The sequence below is a fragment of the Qipengyuania vulgaris genome, assembly GCF_009827325.1.
GTDB classification, from domain to species: domain Bacteria; phylum Pseudomonadota; class Alphaproteobacteria; order Sphingomonadales; family Sphingomonadaceae; genus Qipengyuania; species Qipengyuania vulgaris.
The window spans coordinates 334,158-352,972 of record NZ_WTYC01000003.1; the positions used below are offsets into that span (position 1 = coordinate 334,158).

The window sequence follows — 18,815 nt, forward strand, 5'->3', positions numbered from 1 at the left end:
GACCGGCAAATCCCGGTCACCAACTGTCTCGGACGGATGCAAGGGCGAAAATCGAAAAGACCCGCCATTGCGTGGCGGGCCTTTAGCGATTTCGGCGCTCCGGTCAAGCCGAAGCGTGATGGGTACTGCCTTTATTCGGCAGGATAGGCGGGATCGACCGGATCGTCGGCCATCGACTCTTCTCCTGCTATAGGCTCGGCGGCAGGTTCATTGGCGGCTTCCGGGTCCGGTTCCATGTCGGATTGCAGCAGGCCGTCCTCGCCGGGCTCATATTCGGGGCCGCCTTCCGGGCCGGGATCGGCTGAAGTCACGTCGCTGCCCAGATCGGCGGTGTCGCCGCCGTCGATGGGTTCGCCGCAGGCGGCGAGGCCGAAGACAAGGGCAAGCGGGAGGGTGGCGGTTAGGGTGCGTTTCATGGCGGGGTTCTCCTCGTTGTCTTATCCCACCAACGGAGCCCGGCAATCACCGTTCCGGCAGGACTATCGACCCCGGGTTTCTGGAGCAGGAGCACAAATGGAAAAGGCCCGGTCCGAAGACCGGGCCTCCCGTAATTCCGTGCTGCTTACGCAGACTGGCGGAAATTATTCGGCTGCCGGAGCTTCTTCGGCGACCGGAGCTTCTTCAGCCATCGGATCGACTGCGGTTTCGTCGGTCATGGTGTCTTCGGTGGTCATGGTGTCTTCGACCATCGGTTCTTCCATCGGAGCCGGTTCGACAACGGTGGTTTCTTCTACCGGTGCTTCTTCGGTTGCGGTTTCGCCGCAGGCGGCGAGGGTCAGCGCAACGGGAAGGGCGGCGAAAAGAGCGATCTTCTTCATGGGTGTTCTATTCCTATGCGCCATGATCGGCGCGGTCACAAAATAGCCACATTGTGCCGAGTCGAAAATAGGGAAAATGCATCGAGCCCGCTGCCCGGTGCTTTTTTATCGGTTTTCGCCTTGATCATAGGCGAGCAGGTCGCCGGGCTGGCATTCCAGTTCGCGGCAAATCGCCTCCAGGGTGGAGAAGCGGATTGCCTTGGCCTTGCCGGTCTTGAGGATCGAAAGGTTGGCGAGGGTCAGGCCCACCCGCTCGGCCAGTTCGGTGAGCGTCATGCGGCGTGAGTGGAGGAGATCGTCGAGCCGAACCACGATATTGGTTCCTTCTTCTGCAGGCATCACACGGTTCCTTCGAGATCGTCGCGCATCGCGGCGCCGTGGCGGAATACACGGGCAAGGATGAAGAGGACGACCACTAGCACGACACCGCTAAGGTCGAGGCCTGCGTCGACGGTTATGCCGTCCTGTTCTTCGAAATTCTTGGCGATGTAGAGCGCGGCACCTGCGGCCGGGATCGCAAGCAGCTGTGCTGCAAGAGCGAGCCAGCCCATCAGGGTAAGGCGCTCGGCATTTGCGGGTACGAAGGGATCGCCTTCACCAACCGTGTCGATAATCTTGCGCAGGAGGCGCAGGAACCAGAGGGCTCCGGCCAGGAAGAGGATCCCGAAGACCATTATTCCGAGCACGGCGCCAAGAGGGAAAACGAGGTCGGGATTGGCATATTCGATGCGCGCTTCGGCGGTAATCTTGTCGCGGAGGAAGAATACGAGCGGCAGGCCGATGATCAGGACGACCGCTGCGAAACCAAGGATCGCCTGCATAACGACGATAATGAGGCGGCCTGCGAGGAGCAGCGGGTCATTTGGGCGGGTTGTCATATGGCTTCTCCGTAAGCGCGGTGTCAGGCGAGCGTCGGCGCGTCGATGACGGCCACCTGGGCCTGCGGGACACTGGTGACGGCCTGCAGCGAGACGATAGTGATAAGGGCAGCAGCGAAAGCGGCGGTGAGATGTGTGGTGATACGAGGCATTTATCGAACTCCTTGATGGTCAGTATTGATAATCAATAATTCGAGTAATCCTTATTGTCAATCAATAATATTGAAAAACGATATTGCGTTTATCGAGCTTCGAGATTCCCGGAAATTCGCCCTCGCAGGGCCGATCTGTCGTTTGACAAAGGTCGGCACGCTTCCTACATGCCCCATCGACCGCACGCTTCGAGCGAGTCCGATTCATGCGCGGGAATCGGACACAGGATGGAAGCGGCGTTTCCATATCGCGACGCTTTTCATGAGCTGCAGCTGCCGCCGCTATTGGTGTGCATTCGCTGCAGCCTTTTTGCGTCTCGCGATTTGGCTCTCACGCGCATGAGACAAGAAATTCGAGCTCCTGTCCGCGCGGGAGCCCAGGCACATATCAAGAGGTAACTACCCCTTATGGCTACCAAGGCGAAGGCACCCCGCAGCACCGCGTCGGGCACTGCAAAGCGGCGTATCCGCAAGATCTTCGGCGACATCCACGAAGTCGTCGACATGCCCAACCTCATCGAAGTCCAGCGCGAGAGCTACGAACAGTTCCTCCGTTCGGACAAGGACAAGGGCCACGTCTCGGGTCTCGAGAAGACGCTGCGCTCGGTCTTCCCGCTGCGCGACTTCGCCGGCACCGCCGAACTCGACTTCGTCCATTACGAACTCGAAGCGCCGAAGTACGACACCACCGAATGCCGCCAGCGCGGCATCACCTATGCGGCCCCGATGAAGGTCACGCTGCGCCTGATCGTCTTCGAAGTCGACCAAGAAACCGAGACTCGCTCCGTCCTCGATATCAAGGAGCAGGACGTCTACATGGGCGACATGCCGCTGATGACGGACAACGGTACCTTCATCATCAATGGTACCGAACGCGTCATCGTATCGCAGATGCACCGTTCTCCGGGTGTGCTGTTCGATCACGATCGCGGCAAGACCCACAGCTCGGGCAAGCTCCTCTTCGCTGCCCGCATCATTCCGTACCGCGGTTCGTGGCTCGATTTCGAATTCGACGCCAAGGACGTCGTCAACGTGCGTATCGACCGCAAGCGCAAGCTGCCGGTCACCGCGCTGCTCTATGCTCTCGGTCTCGACGCCGAAGGCATTCTCGAGCATTTCTACGAAACGGTCACATGGAAGCGCTCCAAGGACGGCTGGGAAATTCCCTTCGTCGCCGAGAACTGGCGCGGCCAGAAGCCGGCATTCCCGCTGGTTGACGCCAAGACCGGCGAAGAAGTCTTCGCCGCCGGCCAGAAGATTTCGCCCCGCGCTGCCAACAAGGCGGCCAAGGACGGTCTCGAAACCCTGCTGCTGCCGACCGAGGAAGTGTTCGGCCGCTATGCCAGCGCCGATCTGATCGACGAAAGCACGGGCCGCATCTACATCGAAGCGGGTGACGAGGTCTCGGCAGAGAATCTCGAAGTGCTCGACAATGCGGGCGTCGACAGCCTCGAACTGCTCGACATCGACCACATCACCACCGGTCCCTGGATCCGCAACACGATGAAGGTCGACAAGGCCGAGAACCGTGACGAAGGTCTGGAAGCGATCTACAAGGTCATGCGTCCCGGCGAACCGCCGACCAAGGAAACCGCCGAAGCGCTGTTCGAAGGCCTGTTCTTCGATGGCGAGCGCTACGACCTTTCCGCCGTCGGCCGCGTCAAGCTCAACATGCGTCTCGATCTCGACGCGGAAGACACCGTGACCACGCTGCGTAAGGAAGACATCCTCGCCGTGGTCAAGGAGCTGGTCGACCTGAAGGACGGCAAGGGCGAAGTTGACGACATCGACAACCTCGGCAACCGCCGCGTGCGTTCGGTGGGCGAGCTGCTGGAAAACCAGTACCGCGTCGGCCTGCTCCGCATGGAACGCGCCGTGAAGGAGCGCATGAGCTCTGTCGACGTGTCCACCGTGATGCCGAACGACCTCATCAACGCGAAGCCCGCCGTGGCTGCGGTGCGTGAATTCTTCGGCTCCAGCCAGCTCTCGCAGTTCATGGACCAGACCAACCCGCTGTCCGAAGTCACCCACAAGCGCCGCGTGTCGGCGCTCGGGCCGGGCGGTCTTACCCGTGAGCGCGCAGGTTTCGAAGTGCGCGACGTTCACCCGACCCACTATGGCCGCATCTGCCCGATCGAAACGCCGGAAGGCCCGAACATCGGTCTGATCAACTCGCTCTCGACCTTCGCGCGCGTCAACAAGTACGGCTTCATCGAAACGCCGTATCGCAAGGTGAAGGACAACAAGGTCACCGACGAGGTCATCTACCTCTCGGCGATGGAAGAGCAGAAGCACACCGTCGCGCAGGCTTCGGCCGACCTCGACGACAAGGGCGGCTTCGTGGAAGATCTGGTCTCTGCGCGCCAGAACGGCGACAACCTGATGGCCCCGCGCGACACGATCACGCTGATGGACGTCAGCCCCAAGCAGCTCGTCTCGGTCGCCGCATCGCTCATTCCGTTCCTGGAAAACGATGACGCCAACCGCGCCCTCATGGGCTCGAACATGCAGCGCCAGGCCGTTCCGCTCGTCAAGGCAGAGGCGCCCTGGGTCGGCACCGGCATGGAAGAAACCGTGGCGCGCGATTCGGGCGCTGCGATCACCGCCAAGCGCGGCGGCGTGGTCGACCAGGTCGACGCGACGCGTATCGTGATCCGTGCGATCGGTGACGTCGAACCCGGCCAGTCGGGTGTCGACATCTATACGCTGCAAAAGTTCCAGCGTTCGAACCAGGATACCTGCATCAACCAGCGTCCGCTAGTGAAGGTGGGCGAAACGGTCGAACCGGGTGACGTCATTGCCGACGGTCCTTCGACCGATCTCGGCGAACTGGCGCTCGGCCGCAACACGCTCGTCGCCTTCATGCCCTGGAACGGCTACAACTACGAAGACAGTATCCTCATCTCCGAGCGTATCGTGAAGGACGACGTCTTCACCTCGATCCACATCGAGGAATTCGAAGTCATGGCGCGCGACACGAAGCTCGGGCCGGAAGACATCACCCGCGATATCCCGAACGTCGGCGAGGAAGCGCTCCGCAACCTCGACGAGGCAGGTATCGTCTACATCGGTGCTGAAGTGCACCCGGGCGATATTCTGGCCGGCAAGATCACGCCGAAGGGCGAAAGCCCGATGACGCCGGAAGAAAAGCTCCTCCGCGCCATCTTCGGCGAAAAGGCCAGCGACGTGCGCGACACTTCGCTTCGCCTGCCGCCGGGCGTTGCCGGTACGGTGGTCGAAGTCCGCGTGTTCAACCGTCACGGTATCGAGATCGACGACCGTACGCGCGCGATCCAGAACGAGGAAATCGAACGCCTCCGCAAGGACGCCGCCGACGAACGCGCGATTCTCAACCGTGCGACCTACAACCGCCTGCGCGACATGCTGCTCGGACAGACGGCTTCGGCAGCGCCCAAGGGCGTGAAGAAGGGTAGCGAGATTACGGAAGAACTGCTGGACGACATCGAACGGCACGAATGGTTCAAGTTCGCTGTTGCGGACGATGGCCGCCAGCAGCAGATCGAAGCGGTCAAGACGCAGTACGACGAGAGCGTGAAGGTAATCGACGACAAGTTCGAAGACCGTAAGGAAAAGCTCGAGCGCGGTGACGAGCTCGCCCCGGGCGTGCTCAAGATGGTCAAGGTCTTCGTCGCGGTGAAGCGCAAGCTGCAGCCGGGCGACAAGATGGCCGGCCGCCACGGAAACAAGGGCGTTATTTCGCGCATCCTGCCGATCGAGGACATGCCGTTCCTCGAAGACGGGACCCCGGTCGATATCGTGCTGAACCCGCTGGGCGTGCCTTCGCGCATGAACGTGGGACAGATCTTCGAAACGCATCTCGGTATGGCGGCCCGTAACCTGGGCCACCAGATCTCCGATGCGCTCGACGACTGGCACAAGGCGAATCCGAACGCTGCCGAAGATTATTCCAAGGCCAAGCCTCCCGAGGCCGTCATGGAACGCCTGCAGAATGCCTATGGCGATCGTTATGCCGAAGATCTGAAGTCGCGTTCGACCGAGGAAATCGTGGAACTCGCCGGAAACCTGCGCGCAGGCGTTCCGATGGGTACCCCGGTGTTCGACGGTGCCCGCGAGGGCGACGTTACCGTTGAATTGGAGAAGGCGGGCCTCGACGCAGACGGCCAGTCGATCCTGTTCGACGGACGTACCGGCGAAGCCTTCGACCGCAAGGTGACCGTGGGCATCATCTACATGCTCAAACTGCACCACCTTGTGGACGACAAAATCCACGCCCGTTCGATCGGCCCCTACAGCCTCGTCACCCAGCAACCGCTGGGCGGTAAGGCGCAGTTCGGCGGCCAGCGCTTCGGTGAGATGGAGGTCTGGGCACTCCAGGCCTACGGTGCAGCCTACACGCTGCAGGAAATCCTCACCGTGAAGTCGGACGACGTGATCGGCCGTACCAAGGTCTACGAAGCCATCGTCAAGGGTGACGATACCTTCGAGGCCGGCATTCCGGAGAGCTTCAACGTGCTCGTCAAGGAAATGCGCAGCCTGGGCCTCAATGTCGAACTCAAGTCGCTTGCCGACGACGAGGACGGCGACGGCCTCGCGATCGCGGCGGAGTAAGGGGGCTAACCACCCCCTCCGCTTTCCGCCCTTTAGAATTACCCCGATAGGGAATTAAGTCATGAACGAACTGACCAAATTCACCAACCAGCTCGCGAAGCCCGAAACCTTCGACGAGATCCAGATCGGCATCGCCAGCCCCGAGCGCATTCGCTCGTGGTCCTTCGGCGAGATCAAGAAGCCCGAGACGATCAACTACCGTACGTTCAAGCCCGAACGCGACGGCTTGTTCTGCGCGCGCATCTTCGGCCCCGTGAAGGATTACGAGTGCCTGTGCGGCAAGTACAAGCGCATGAAGTACAAGGGCGTCGTCTGCGAAAAGTGCGGCGTCGAAGTCACCGTGACCAAGGTCCGCCGCGAGCGCATGGGCCACATCGAACTGGCCGCCCCGGTCGCGCACATCTGGTTCCTCAAGTCGCTGCCTTCGCGCATCGGCCTGCTGCTCGACATGCAGCTCAAGCAGCTCGAACGCGTGCTCTATTTCGAGAGCTACATCGTGACCGAGCCGGGCCTCACTGCGCTCGAAAAGAACCAGCTGCTGACCGAGGATGAACTCCTCGAAGCGCAGGACGAATACGGCGAAGACGCGTTCTCCGCCTCGATCGGTGCCGAAGCCGTCAAGTTCATGCTGATGGATCTCGATCTCGAGCAGGAAAAGGCAGATCTGCTGGAAGAGCTGGCGACCACCAAGTCCAAGCTCAAGCCTGCCAAGATCATCAAGCGCCTGAAGGTCGTGGAAAGCTTCATCGAATCGGGCAACCGCCCCGAATGGATGATCCTCGAAGTCGTGCCGGTCATTCCGCCCGAACTGCGCCCGCTGGTGCCGCTGGACGGTGGCCGCTTCGCGACCTCCGATCTCAACGATCTCTATCGCCGCGTCATCAACCGCAACAACCGCCTGAAGCGCCTGATGGAATTGCGCGCGCCGGACATCATCGTCCGCAATGAAAAGCGCATGCTGCAGGAAGCCGTCGACGCCCTGTTCGACAACGGCCGCCGCGGCCGCGTGATCACGGGTGCCAACAAGCGTCCGCTGAAGTCGCTGTCCGACATGCTCAAGGGCAAGCAGGGCCGCTTCCGTCAGAACCTCCTCGGTAAGCGCGTCGACTATTCGGGCCGTTCGGTCATCGTGACCGGTCCGGAACTCAAGCTGCACCAGTGCGGCCTGCCAAAGAAGATGGCGCTCGAGCTGTTCAAGCCGTTCATCTATGCCCGCCTCGACGCCAAGGGCCTGAGCATGACGCTCAAGCAGGCCAAGAAGTGGGTCGAGAAGGAGCGCAAGGAAGTCTGGGACATCCTCGACGAAGTCATTCGCGAGCACCCGGTCCTCCTCAACCGCGCGCCGACGCTCCACCGTCTCGGCATCCAGGCGTTCGAGCCCGTGCTGATCGAAGGCAAGGCGATCCAGCTTCACCCGCTGGTCTGCGCCGCCTTCAACGCCGACTTCGACGGTGACCAGATGGCCGTGCACGTCCCGCTGAGCCTCGAGGCACAGCTGGAAGCGCGCGTGCTCATGATGAGCACCAACAACATCCTCTCGCCCGCCAACGGCAAGCCGATCATCGTGCCTTCGCAGGACATGGTGCTGGGTCTCTACTACCTGTCGATGGAACGGCAGGAGAAGACACCCGAATTCGTCAAGGGCGACGATGGCGAGCAGCACGAGAAGCTGCCGCTGTTCAGCGACATGGCCGAAGTGCACCAGGCGCTTGAAACCAAGTCGGTCACTCTGCACTCGAAGATCATGGCTCGCGTTCCGCAGGCCGACGAGGCCGGCAAGGTCGCAATGAAGCGCTTTGTCACCACGCCGGGCCGCATGCTGATCGGCGAATGTCTGCCGAAGAACTTCAAGGTGCCGTTCGACATCGTCAACCGCCTGCTGACGAAGAAGGACATCGCCGACGTGATCGACGAAGTCTATCGTCACACCGGTCAGAAGGACACGGTGCTGTTTGCCGACGCCATCATGGTGCTGGGCTTCCGTCACGCGTTCAAGGCCGGCATCAGCTTCGGCAAGGACGACATGATCATCCCCGACTCCAAGGCGGGAATGGTCGACGCCACCAAGGCGCTGGTTGCCGATTACGAGCAGCAGTACCAGGACGGCCTGATCACCCAGCAGGAAAAGTACAACAAGGTCATCGACGCCTGGAGCCAGTGCGGCGACAGGGTTGCCGACGCCATGATGGAAGAAATCCGCTCGCAGCCGGTCGACAAGGACGGCAAGGAAGCGCAGATCAATTCAATCTACATGATGAGCCACTCCGGTGCGCGTGGTAGCCCCGCGCAGATGAAGCAGCTCGCCGGTATGCGCGGCCTGATGGCCAAGCCTTCGGGCGAGATCATCGAGAACCCGATCATCTCGAACTTCAAGGAAGGCCTGAACGTCCTCGAATACTTCAACTCCACCCACGGTGCCCGTAAGGGTCTCGCGGATACGGCGTTGAAGACGGCGAACTCGGGTTACCTGACCCGCCGCCTGGTCGACGTGTCGCAGGACTGTGTCATCGTCGAAGAGAACTGCAAGACCGACAATGCGCTCGAAATGCGCGCCATCGTGCAGGGCGGTAGCGTTATCGCCTCGCTCGGCGAGCGTATCCTGGGCCGTACGACTGCCGAAGACATCGTCAACGCCGCTACCGGCGAAGTGATCGTCAAGGCCGGCACGCTGGTCGACGAGCCGATGGTGAAGGAAATCGAGGAGGCCGAAACGCAGGTCGCCAAGATCCGTTCGCCGCTGGTCTGTGAAGCCAAGCAGGGCGTTTGCGCGACCTGCTACGGCCGTGACCTCGCTCGCGGTACGCCGGTCAACATCGGCGAGGCTGTCGGCGTTATCGCCGCGCAGTCGATCGGTGAACCCGGCACGCAGCTGACCATGCGTACCTTCCACATCGGCGGTGCCGCACAGCTCAACGAGACTTCGCATCTCGAAGCGGTGTCGGACGGCAAGGTCGAATATCGCGACATGCCGACCATCACCGACAAGAAGGGCCGTATTCTGTCGCTCGCCCGCAATGGCGAACTGGCAGTGATCGACAAGGAAGGCCGCGAACGCGAAATCCACAAGGTGCCTTACGGTACCGTGCTGATGCACAAGGATGGCGCGAAGGTGAAGGAAGGCGATCGTCTGGCAGAATGGGACCCCTTCTCACTGCCGATCATCACCGAAACCAGCGGTGTGGTCCGCTTCCAGGACCTCATCGACGGGACCTCGATGGAAGAACGCGTCGACGATGCCACCGGTATCGCCCAACGCGTCGTCACCGAAATCCGCACCGGCGGACGCGCCAAGAAGGACGATCTTCGTCCGCGCCTGACGCTGTTCAACGATGCCGGGGACGACAGCGAAGCCGCGCGCTACATGCTGGCGCCCGGTACGGCGCTGTCGGTCGAAGACGGTCAGGACGTGCAGGCCGGCGACATTCTCGCCCGTGCCTCGCGTGAAGCCGCCAAGACCCGTGACATCACCGGTGGTCTGCCGCGTGTTGCCGAACTGTTCGAGGCCCGCGTGCCCAAGGACAATGCGATCATTGCCAAGATTTCCGGCAAGATCGAATTCGTCCGCGAATACAAGGCGAAGCGCAAGATCGCGATCGTTCCGGAGGAAGGCGATCCGGTAGAATACCTGATCCCCAAGACCAAGATCATCGACGTCCAGGAAGGCGACTTCGTCAAGAAGGGCGACACGCTGATCTCGGGCTCGCCGAACCCGCACGACATCCTCGATGTCCTCGGGATCGAGCCGCTCGCCGAGTATCTGGTCGACGAAATCCAGGAAGTCTACCGACTGCAGGGTGTGAAGATCAACGACAAGCACATCGAGGTGATCGTTCGCCAGATGCTGCAGAAGGTCGAGATCACCGACAGCGGCGACACCGTGTTGCTGCCGGGCGAACAGATCGATCTGGAAGAGCTCAACGAGACCAACTCGAAACTGGGCCGGAACAAGGAACATGCCAAGGGCAAGCCAATCCTGCTCGGCATCACCAAGGCTTCGCTCCAGACGCGCTCGTTCATCTCGGCCGCTTCGTTCCAGGAGACCACCCGTGTGCTCACTCAGGCTTCGGTCGAGGGCAAGAAGGACTCGCTAATCGGTCTCAAGGAAAACGTCATCGTGGGCCGCCTCATCCCTGCCGGTACCGGTGCGGGCATGAACCGTATGCGCGTTACCGCTTCCAGCCGCGACGCTGCGCTGCGCGCACAGTGGAAGAAGGCCCAGGATGCGATCATCGCCGCCAATACGGCAGCCGAAGAGCATGAAGCGGAACTCGCCCAGGGCGAGGAAGCGGCAATCGGCGACGATCCGCTTGCGAGCATGAAAGGCGAAACGCACGGCACCGATGCCGATGCGGGCGACTACCTCAATGAAGACGCGAAGGACGGCGAGTAAGTCTTACTTCGATTTTAACAAAAAAGCCCCGCCGGAGCGATCCGGCGGGGCTTTTTCGTGATGGCGCCGGTGAGACTGAGTTGGAAGGCTCCACTTGCGCTTGACCGGACGTATGCGAGGTTGCACCATCTGACGTGCAGACGGGGGTCCGGGCTGTGGGGCGCTCGCTACCGGGGGAATATCGTGTCGCGATCCGAGTACGTGACCGAAGGCCAGGAGGATGGGAAAGGCGTGAAGAGCGCCGACCGCTTGCGGCACCTGGTGCTCCATCGCCGTCTGAAGAATTTCAGTTCTGGGGCGATGACATCCTTGCTGCCGGCGCTCGGTTCGATTTTCCTTCTTTTGTGGACGTTCTGGAACGATGCGCCCCGAATGGTGATCCTTGTTTGGGCGACTGTGCAGGTATTCCAACTCGGCGTTTTCGTTATCATGGATCGCAGCCTTCACCTGGATAGCGCGCCATACGAGCAGATGCGCAGGCAGTGGCGGCGGATACTGCTTCTCCAGATGTTCGGGAGCACGATTTGGTGCGTGATCTTTCCATATCTGGCGATCTACGCCGTCGGCCTGGAAATCGCTGTGCTCGGCGTCGTAGGCACGGCTATCCTCTGCGGTACGCTGCTCGTGCACCGTACTGCGCCGCAGGCGGCCATCTTCCATACCCTGACAATATCCTCTGCCCTCATCGCCTCGGCATTCCTGATAGCCTCCTGGAGTTCCTGGCCAACCATCGCGCTGATACTGACATTTGCCGTCGCTCTGCTCGGTGCGACCAAGGCGCAGGAAGTCTACTTTCACGCCGCAGCCAAGGCCGAAATCGAACGACGCGAGAGCGCCAATGTCGTCCGGATGCTGCTCAACGACTATGAGGAGCAGTCTTCGGAATGTCTGTGGACGGCAGGGCCTCGCGGAAACATGCGGGACGTTAGCGAGCGCCTCGCGAAGGCGCTCGATCGGGAGAGGAGAACGCTAGAAGGCTCTTCCTTCCTCGAGATGTTCGTGCCGGGACCGGAGCGCGATTCCCTGGCCGCACATCTGGGCGAGCGTGTTCCCTTCCGCGACCGGCTCGTCCGCCTTCGGCTGAACGGCGAGATGCGGTATTGGAAACTGTCAGCGCGCCCGCGGGAAGACGGCAGCATGAGCGGCGTGGCGCGCGATGTAACGGCAGATCGCCTGATCGAAGAGCGGGTCGCCTTCATGGCGCATTATGACAATCTCACTGGTCTCGCCAATCGCTATCTCTTCAACGAACGACTGCGCAGCCTGACGGGAGAGCAGCATTCGAAGGGCTCGAACATTGCGTTGTTCTATCTCGATCTCGACGATTTCAAGGCGGTCAACGATACTCGCGGCCATCTTGTCGGCGACCGGCTCCTGCGTGAAGTCGGCACACGGCTGGAACAGGAAGTGCGCAGCGAAGACCTTGTGGCAAGGCTGGGAGGCGACGAATTTGCGGTTCTGATCGAAACGCGCGCCGGAGACGGACTGCTGATCGAACGTGCCCACCGGTTCCTCTCCGTCGTCCGCGCGCCCTACGAGATCGAGGGCCATACCTACCGTGTGTCGACGAGCGTGGGCGTGGCGAGATGCTCCGATGGGGATTGCGATGCGGAAGAATTGATGCGCCGCGCGGACCTTGCGCTTTATGCCGCAAAGGAAAAGGGGCGCGACAATCTCGCCATGTTTGAACCTTCGCTGGACCGGATCGCCCGCCAGCGAAGGGAAATCGAGAACGACCTCCGCGACGCTCTCGCGCGGGGGCAGATGCGTATGCATTACCAGTCGATTATCGATCTGGATACCGGTCGCACAACCGGCTTCGAGGCACTTCTGCGCTGGTACCACCCGCACCGCGGCGTGATCGAGCCGGGCGATTTTCTGTCTGTGGCAGAAGACACCGGGTTGATTGTGCAACTGGGCGAATGGGTCATTCGCCAATCGCTCGCAGATGCGGTCGCGATGCCGGGCGACTTCCGCATCGCAATCAACCTTTCCCCCACGCAGGTGAAAAATCCCAATCTTGTCGCCACTGTGGCGCAGGCGATCCACGCAACCAATATCGAGCCTGAGCGCGTAGAACTCGAAATCACAGAGCATGTTCTGATGGATCAGGATGAAGTAGGGCACAGTACCTTGATGCGCCTGCGCGAATTGGGTGTTCGCATTGCTCTCGATGATTTCGGAACCGGCTATTCCTCGCTCGGATATTTGCGCCGCTTTCCCTTCGACCGGATCAAGATCGATCGGGGTTTCATCGCCGATGTAGCCAGCGACCTTGGCAGCCAGGCGATCGTCTCGACCATAACGCGACTTGCCGATGCTCTCGGCATGGATACGACCGCAGAAGGTATCGAGGATCGCGCGCAGCTCGACTTGTTGCGCAAATTGGGCGTACAGGAAGCGCAAGGCTTTCTCATTTCCCAACCGGTGCTGCCCGAAGAAATCGGCCCTCCCGGAGAGGAGTGCGGGATAGAGTTGCACGCTCCCGATCCCGAGCTCGGCCCGGAATTCTTGAGCTATCGCAAAAAGCGCGCTGAAGTCGCTGCCCGGCGGGCGGGCGGGGCAGCATGATGCGTCTGGAGGGCTCGACCGTTTTCTTGCTGCTGGCCGCATGCAGCCCGCAGGCTCCAGCACCGCACGGCGATACACAGCCCCCGAACAACCCTTCTATAGCTCCATCGCGGCAAGCATTACCGGCGGTCGAACTGGCCGGAGAGTGGCGTGTGGCCGGCATCGACGGAGTACCCCTCGACGCAAACTACGGAATTGCTCTGTCCGCCAATGACACCCGTATCTGGTGGGAGCCGCAATGCGCCGGGCAGTTTCGCGAGTACCGCATTTCCGGCGCAAGCTTCACTGCGTTGAGCCCAGACAGCGGCACTCAGGAAGGTTGCGAAATCGGCTATCCGGAGGAACTGGCGACAATCTGGTCCGCTCTGGATGCAGCAGACACGATCGAGCGCACACCCGAAAACGGTGTCCTGATTTCGGGAAACGGCCGCAGCCTACTCATCTTCTCGCAATAGTCCCCGGCATGGGCTATCGGCGCAGTCCATGACCACGATCACCCGTTTCGCGCCATCGCCCACCGGGCACCTCCATGTCGGCAATATCCGTACTGCGCTCCATAACTGGCTACTCGCGAAGAAAAATGGCGGACGCTTTCTGCTGCGCATCGACGATACCGATGCCGCGCGCAGCCGAGAGGAATACGTCGATGCGATCCGCGCCAATCTCGCATGGCTTGGCCTTGAGCCGGACGCTGAGGAGCGCCAGTCGCAGCGGCTGGAGAAATACGAAGCAGCGTTTGCGGCGTTGAAGGAAGCAGGTCGCGTCTATCCGGCATATGAGACAGCGCAGGAATTGGAACTCAAGCGCAAGATCCAGCTCGGGCGTGGCCTGCCGCCGATTTACGACCGGGGGGCGCTCGCTCTCACCGACGAACAGCGCAAAGCGAATGAGGCCGCAGGCACCGCGCCGCACTGGCGTTTTCGCCTCGACCATGAAGAACCGATCCGGTGGGAGGACGGCGTGCGCGGGCCGCAGGAGTTCGACGCGACGCAGCTTTCCGATCCGGTCATCCGCCGTGCGGACGGCAGCTGGCTCTACATGCTGCCGAGCGCAGTGGACGATCTCGATATGGGCATCACGGATGTCCTGCGCGGAGAGGATCACGTTTCTAACACTGCCGTTCAAATTCAGATGTTTACCGCACTAATTGCTGCGCTTCGCCCGGCGCAGCAAATTCCCCGCTTCGCGCATGAGGCCTTGCTGGTCGGCAAGGAAGGCAAGCTGTCGAAGCGACTTGGTTCGCTGGGCTGCGATGCATTTCGCGAGCGCGATATAGAACCGGAAACGCTCATCGCCTTGCTGGCCCGTCTTGGCACATCGCAACCGGTCGAACCGATTGCCGATCGCGAACGGATCGTGGAGACATTCGACCTTGCTACCTTCGGTCGCGCACCCGCGAAATTCGACGATACCGAACTCGACCGGCTCAACGCCGCCATCGTCCATCAGATGGCGTTCGAAGATGTGGCTGATCGCCTGCCCGCGGGAATGGACGAGGCCGGCTGGCATGCGGTGCGTCCCAATCTTGCGCATATCGGCGAAGCTGGCGGCTGGTGGCGACTGGTGACCGGGCCGATAGCGCCGCCTCGCCTTGAAGAGGAAGATCGCGCCTATCTTGCGGAAGCGGCGGCCACCCTCGAATGGTCGGACGATCCGTGGCATTCGCTCACCAACGCGCTCAAATCCCGGACCGGGCGCAAGGGCAAGCAGCTGTTCATGCCTCTGCGCCAGGCGCTTACGGGTCTCGATCACGGGCCCGACATGTCGGAATTGCTGCCGCTCATCGGAGAGGATGAAGTTCGCGCCAGATTGGAACGCGCAGCAGCCTGATGGTTTTCGTTTACGAGGGGACCTAACGACAGGGGAAGTTCCGCAGCATGACAGGCAAGGCGTTTGTCCCGACAGGAAGGTGGCTTGCCAGCCTTTCGGGAAGCGTTGCCTTCAAGGATGCAATTGCCGGTATGGTCCTGTCCATACTGCTCGTCCCGCAGGCCATGGCCTATGCCCAGCTTGCCGGATTGCCACCCCAGATGGGTCTGTTCGCGGCGCTCGCCCCGCCGCTGCTCTACTTGTTTTTCGGGACCAGTCCCTTCGTTTCCCTCGGTCCTGTCGCGCTCGTCTCGCTGGTTATAGGCGAGGCTATTGGCAACACGCCTCTCGCCCCCGCGATCGGTGCGGAGATCATCGCGATAGAGGCCGGCATCCTCCTGCTGTTGCTGGGCGGGTTCGGCCTGGGGCGGCTGGTCAATTTCATCAGCGAACCGGTGCTGCTCGGTTTCACCGCCGCTTCGGCAGTCCTGATAGCCGCGAGCCAGCTTCCGACCCTGCTTGGCATCGATTCCTCGCGCGCCGGCGATCTGCCCAGTGCGCTTTCCGCGCTGTTGGCGGGGTTCGCCGGCGTTCGCCCGGCCACTGCAATCGTCGGCACGGTCTCGCTGGTCATCCTGTTGCTGGCGGGACGATATGCGGCACCCATGCTCTGGAAGATGGGGGTCAAGCCGCCCTTTCGCCTGGCGCTGGCGAAATCGTTCCCGCTTGCGGTCATCGTGGGGGCAGGAGTGGCGGCGCTGGTCGTGGAGGCCCCGATCCCCACGGTCCCATCGATCGAGGGCGGTTTGCCGCAGCCGGCTTTCCCTTTCGTGCCGCTGAACTTCTGGTTTCAGTTGCTACCCAGCGCTCTGGCCGTTGCGATCATCATCTTCGTGACTGCGACGGCGGTCGCCAAGACACTGGCGGGGGAGGACCGTAGCAATCTGAATTCGAGCAGAGAAGCAGTTGCCCTGGGAGCCGGCAATGTCGCGGCGGCCCTGACCGGCGGCTATTCGGTCGGCGCGAGCCTCAGCCGCTCGGCCTTGGTTCGCGACAGCGGTGGAAGGACGCCGCTGGCTACTGTATTCGCGTCATTCGCGGTCATCGCGGTGCTGTTCCTGCTCGCGCCCTTGCTTGCCTATCTGCCGCGGACGGCGCTTGCGGCGCTGGTCATCAGTGCGGTCTTCGCGCTGGTGAAATGGCACGACATTGCCATGGTCTGGCGTCACGACCGGGTCGAGGGGCTGATAATCGCCGCCTCCTTCGCCGCCACTCTCCTGTTCGGGGTGCAGCTCGGCCTCGCCATCGGTGCCGTGCTCGGGCTGGCGCACTTTCTCTGGTTTTCCTCGATTCCGCGCGTGACCGTGGTCGGTTCGAACGATGGCGGCACCACCTTCCGGTCGGCAAGGCGCGACGGCGTCAGCGTCAAGACGCTACCCGTTCTGGTGGTCCGGATCGACCGGTCGATCTATTTCGGCAACAGCGAATACTGCGAAGACCGGATCGTCGCGCATGTGGCTGAATACGAGGCGGTCGAACATCTCGTGCTCGACATGCGTGCGGTCAACGCGGTCGATGCCAGCGGTGCGGCCATGCTGCTGCGCCTCGTCCAGAGAATGCGCGACAATAACGTGATCGTACATTTTGCTGCCACGCACGAACCGGTCGCGAGCAAGATCAAGCCCTATGGCGGCCAAAGGAGCGATTTTCATCGCACGGTGTCCGATGCGCTGGAAGCCTGCGGGGTCCGGGAAGACGGACCGATACCCTACACCTGACGAGGCGTTCAGCCTTCGTGCTTGTCCAGCTCGTTCCCACTGATGGTCACGACATGGAGCAAATTGGTCGATCCGGGCGTGCCGAAGGGAACACCGGCAAGCGCGATAAGCTTCGATCCGGCACTTCCGAAACCGTGCCGCAGTGCCATGCGCTTGCCCTTGGCGATCATCTCTTCGAAACTGCCGATGTCCTTGGTCGCCACGGCATGCGCGCCCCACAGGAGGCCGAGACGGCGGGCAGTGGTCATGCTCGGGGTAAGCACCAGCATGGGAACGCTCGGGCGCTCGCGCGCGACGCGGCGCGCGGTCGAACCGCTGCCGGTGAAGACCGTGATCGCTTCTATCGACACCGTATCGGCCACCGTCATGCAGGCATGCGCCAGCGCATCGGCGGTGGTCCGGTCGGGCGGCGTATCGAGAAAGCGCACGCGGGCGAGATAGGCCTCGTCGCCTTCGACCTGCTTGGCGATGCGGTGCATGATGGTGACCGCTTCCTCGGGCCAGTCTCCGGCCGCAGTTTCCGCCGACAGCATCACGGCATCGGCGCCGTCGTAGACCGCATTGGCGACATCGGAGACTTCCGCGCGCGTCGGGGCGGGACTTTCGATCATGCTTTCCAGCATCTGCGTTGCCACGATTACCGGCTTGCCCGCGGTGCGCGCCTTGTTGACGATCCGCTTCTGCAGCGGCGGCACTTCCTGCGGCTCCAGCTCAACGCCCAGGTCGCCGCGCGCGACCATGATGCCGTCGCTCATCTCGATGATCTCGTCGAGGCGGTGCACTGCCATCGGCTTTTCGATCTTGGCGCAGAGCGAGCCCTTGCCGCCCATCAGCCGCCGCGCTTCGGCGAGGTCTTCGGGGCGCTGCACGAAACTGAGCCCTATCCAGTCGACCCCCTGGCTCATGGCGAAGGCGAGGTCCTTGCGGTCCTTGTCGGTCATCGCGGGGATCGGAATTTCCGCATCGGGGACATTGACGCCCTTGCGATCGGAAATCACGCCGCCGACCTCTGCCGAGCAGAGGATCTCGTTCTCGTCGGCGCGGATCACCTTCAGACGGATCTTGCCATCGTTGATGAGGAGGCGCTGCCCCTTTCCGAGCAGGCCGAACAGCTCGGGATGCGGCAGCTCGACACGCGTTTCATCGCCGGGCTCGGGGTTGCGGTCGAGCGTGAAATGGCCCGAGTGGCGGATGACCGCCTGCCCGTCCTTGAACTTGCCTACGCGCAGCTTCGGCCCCTGCAAATCGGCGAGGATTGCGATGGGGCGGTGGAAGTCCTTCTCCATTGCGCGGATCGACTTGATCGTCTGTTCGTGATCGGCATGCTCCCCATGGCTCATGTTGACGCGAAAGGCGTCCACCCCAGCCTTGAACAGACGGGCGAGCATTTCGGGAGAGCGGCTGGCGGGGCCGACGGTGGCGAGGATCTTGACCTTTCGGCCCCGGGGATCGAGCTTTTGCATATGCACCGCCTATGGCAGAGCCACATGGCAACTCAAGGACAAGTAACAGATGGATACGAATACAGACCCGCTCGACCAGCTCGACGATGCCGTAGCGGCACAGGCCTTTCGGCGGCTGGTGCGGCACCTGCGCCACCGGCACGATGCGCAGAACATCGACCTGATGGGGCTCTCCGGATTTTGCCGCAACTGCCTTGCCGACTGGATCATTGATGCAGGGTTCGAGGGCGACAAGCTGGCCGCGCGCGAACTGATCCACGGCATGCCGCAGGCGGAGTGGAAGGAAACCCGCCAGACGCCCGCAACCGACGAGCAGTTGGCGCGGATGGAGGCCAGCGTCGCGAAAAATCGCGTGGACTAGCGAGT

General features: G+C 61.8%; 13 protein-coding genes. 7 read left to right on the top strand and 6 right to left on the bottom strand.

The genetic code is table 11. From position 1 onward, the window contains the following. Positions 1-131: 131 nt before the first annotated feature. The 5 genes from GRI69_RS08450 to GRI69_RS16255 all read right to left on the bottom strand — a co-directional run bounded on the left by GRI69_RS08450 (position 132) and on the right by GRI69_RS16255 (position 1,848). Complete coding sequence (locus tag GRI69_RS08450) at positions 132-416, bottom strand: hypothetical protein (protein WP_160727820.1); 285 nt, start codon at positions 414-416, stop codon at positions 132-134. 165 nt (positions 417-581) lie between these two features. Then, a complete protein-coding gene (locus GRI69_RS08455) occupies positions 582-818 on the bottom strand; it encodes a hypothetical protein (protein WP_160727821.1) in 237 nt (78 codons plus the stop codon). Positions 819-923: 105 nt separating this feature from the next. Then, positions 924-1,157 (bottom strand): helix-turn-helix domain-containing protein, encoded by a 234-nt coding sequence (locus GRI69_RS08460; RefSeq protein ID WP_160727822.1) that lies wholly within the window; start codon positions 1,155-1,157, stop codon positions 924-926. After that, positions 1,157-1,696, bottom strand: a complete 540-nt coding sequence (locus GRI69_RS08465; RefSeq protein ID WP_160727823.1) for a DUF2975 domain-containing protein — start codon at positions 1,694-1,696, stop codon at positions 1,157-1,159. The genes GRI69_RS08460 and GRI69_RS08465 overlap by 1 nt, the downstream gene beginning before the upstream one ends. 23 nt (positions 1,697-1,719) lie before the next feature. After that, positions 1,720-1,848 carry a hypothetical protein gene (locus GRI69_RS16255; RefSeq protein WP_272916465.1) on the bottom strand — a complete coding sequence of 43 codons (129 nt, stop codon included), beginning with the start codon at positions 1,846-1,848 and terminating at the stop codon, positions 1,720-1,722. 408 nt (positions 1,849-2,256) lie between these two features. Here GRI69_RS16255 and rpoB point away from each other — a divergent pair, with 408 nt between their 5' ends. From rpoB to GRI69_RS08495, 6 genes are all read left to right on the top strand, one after another. Continuing rightward, entirely contained in the window at positions 2,257-6,438 is a 4,182-nt protein-coding gene (gene rpoB, locus GRI69_RS08470) for a DNA-directed RNA polymerase subunit beta (protein WP_160727824.1), read from the top strand. A gap of 61 nt (positions 6,439-6,499) precedes the next feature. After that, entirely contained in the window at positions 6,500-10,828 is a 4,329-nt protein-coding gene (gene rpoC / locus GRI69_RS08475; protein ID WP_160727825.1) for a DNA-directed RNA polymerase subunit beta', read from the top strand. A gap of 183 nt (positions 10,829-11,011) precedes the next feature. Next, entirely contained in the window at positions 11,012-13,399 is a 2,388-nt protein-coding gene (locus tag GRI69_RS08480) for an EAL domain-containing protein (RefSeq protein ID WP_160727826.1), read from the top strand. After that, positions 13,396-13,854 (top strand): hypothetical protein, encoded by a 459-nt coding sequence (locus GRI69_RS08485; protein ID WP_160727827.1) that lies wholly within the window; start codon positions 13,396-13,398, stop codon positions 13,852-13,854. The genes GRI69_RS08480 and GRI69_RS08485 overlap by 4 nt, the downstream gene beginning before the upstream one ends. Positions 13,855-13,882: 28 nt before the next feature. Then, positions 13,883-15,229 carry a glutamate--tRNA ligase gene (gltX, locus tag GRI69_RS08490; protein ID WP_160727828.1) on the top strand — a complete coding sequence of 449 codons (1,347 nt, stop codon included), beginning with the start codon at positions 13,883-13,885 and terminating at the stop codon, positions 15,227-15,229. Positions 15,230-15,276: 47 nt separating this feature from the next. Continuing rightward, entirely contained in the window at positions 15,277-16,986 is a 1,710-nt protein-coding gene (locus GRI69_RS08495; protein ID WP_160727829.1) for a SulP family inorganic anion transporter, read from the top strand. Positions 16,987-16,994: 8 nt separating this feature from the next. Here GRI69_RS08495 and pyk read toward each other — a convergent pair whose 3' ends face one another. Beyond that, positions 16,995-18,449 (bottom strand): pyruvate kinase, encoded by a 1,455-nt coding sequence (gene pyk / locus GRI69_RS08500; RefSeq protein WP_160727830.1) that lies wholly within the window; start codon positions 18,447-18,449, stop codon positions 16,995-16,997. A gap of 49 nt (positions 18,450-18,498) precedes the next feature. On the opposite strand from pyk, the gene GRI69_RS08505 reads away from it, so the two are divergent. Further along, entirely contained in the window at positions 18,499-18,810 is a 312-nt protein-coding gene (locus GRI69_RS08505; protein ID WP_160727831.1) for a DUF1244 domain-containing protein, read from the top strand. The last annotated feature ends 5 nt before the right edge of the window (positions 18,811-18,815 follow it).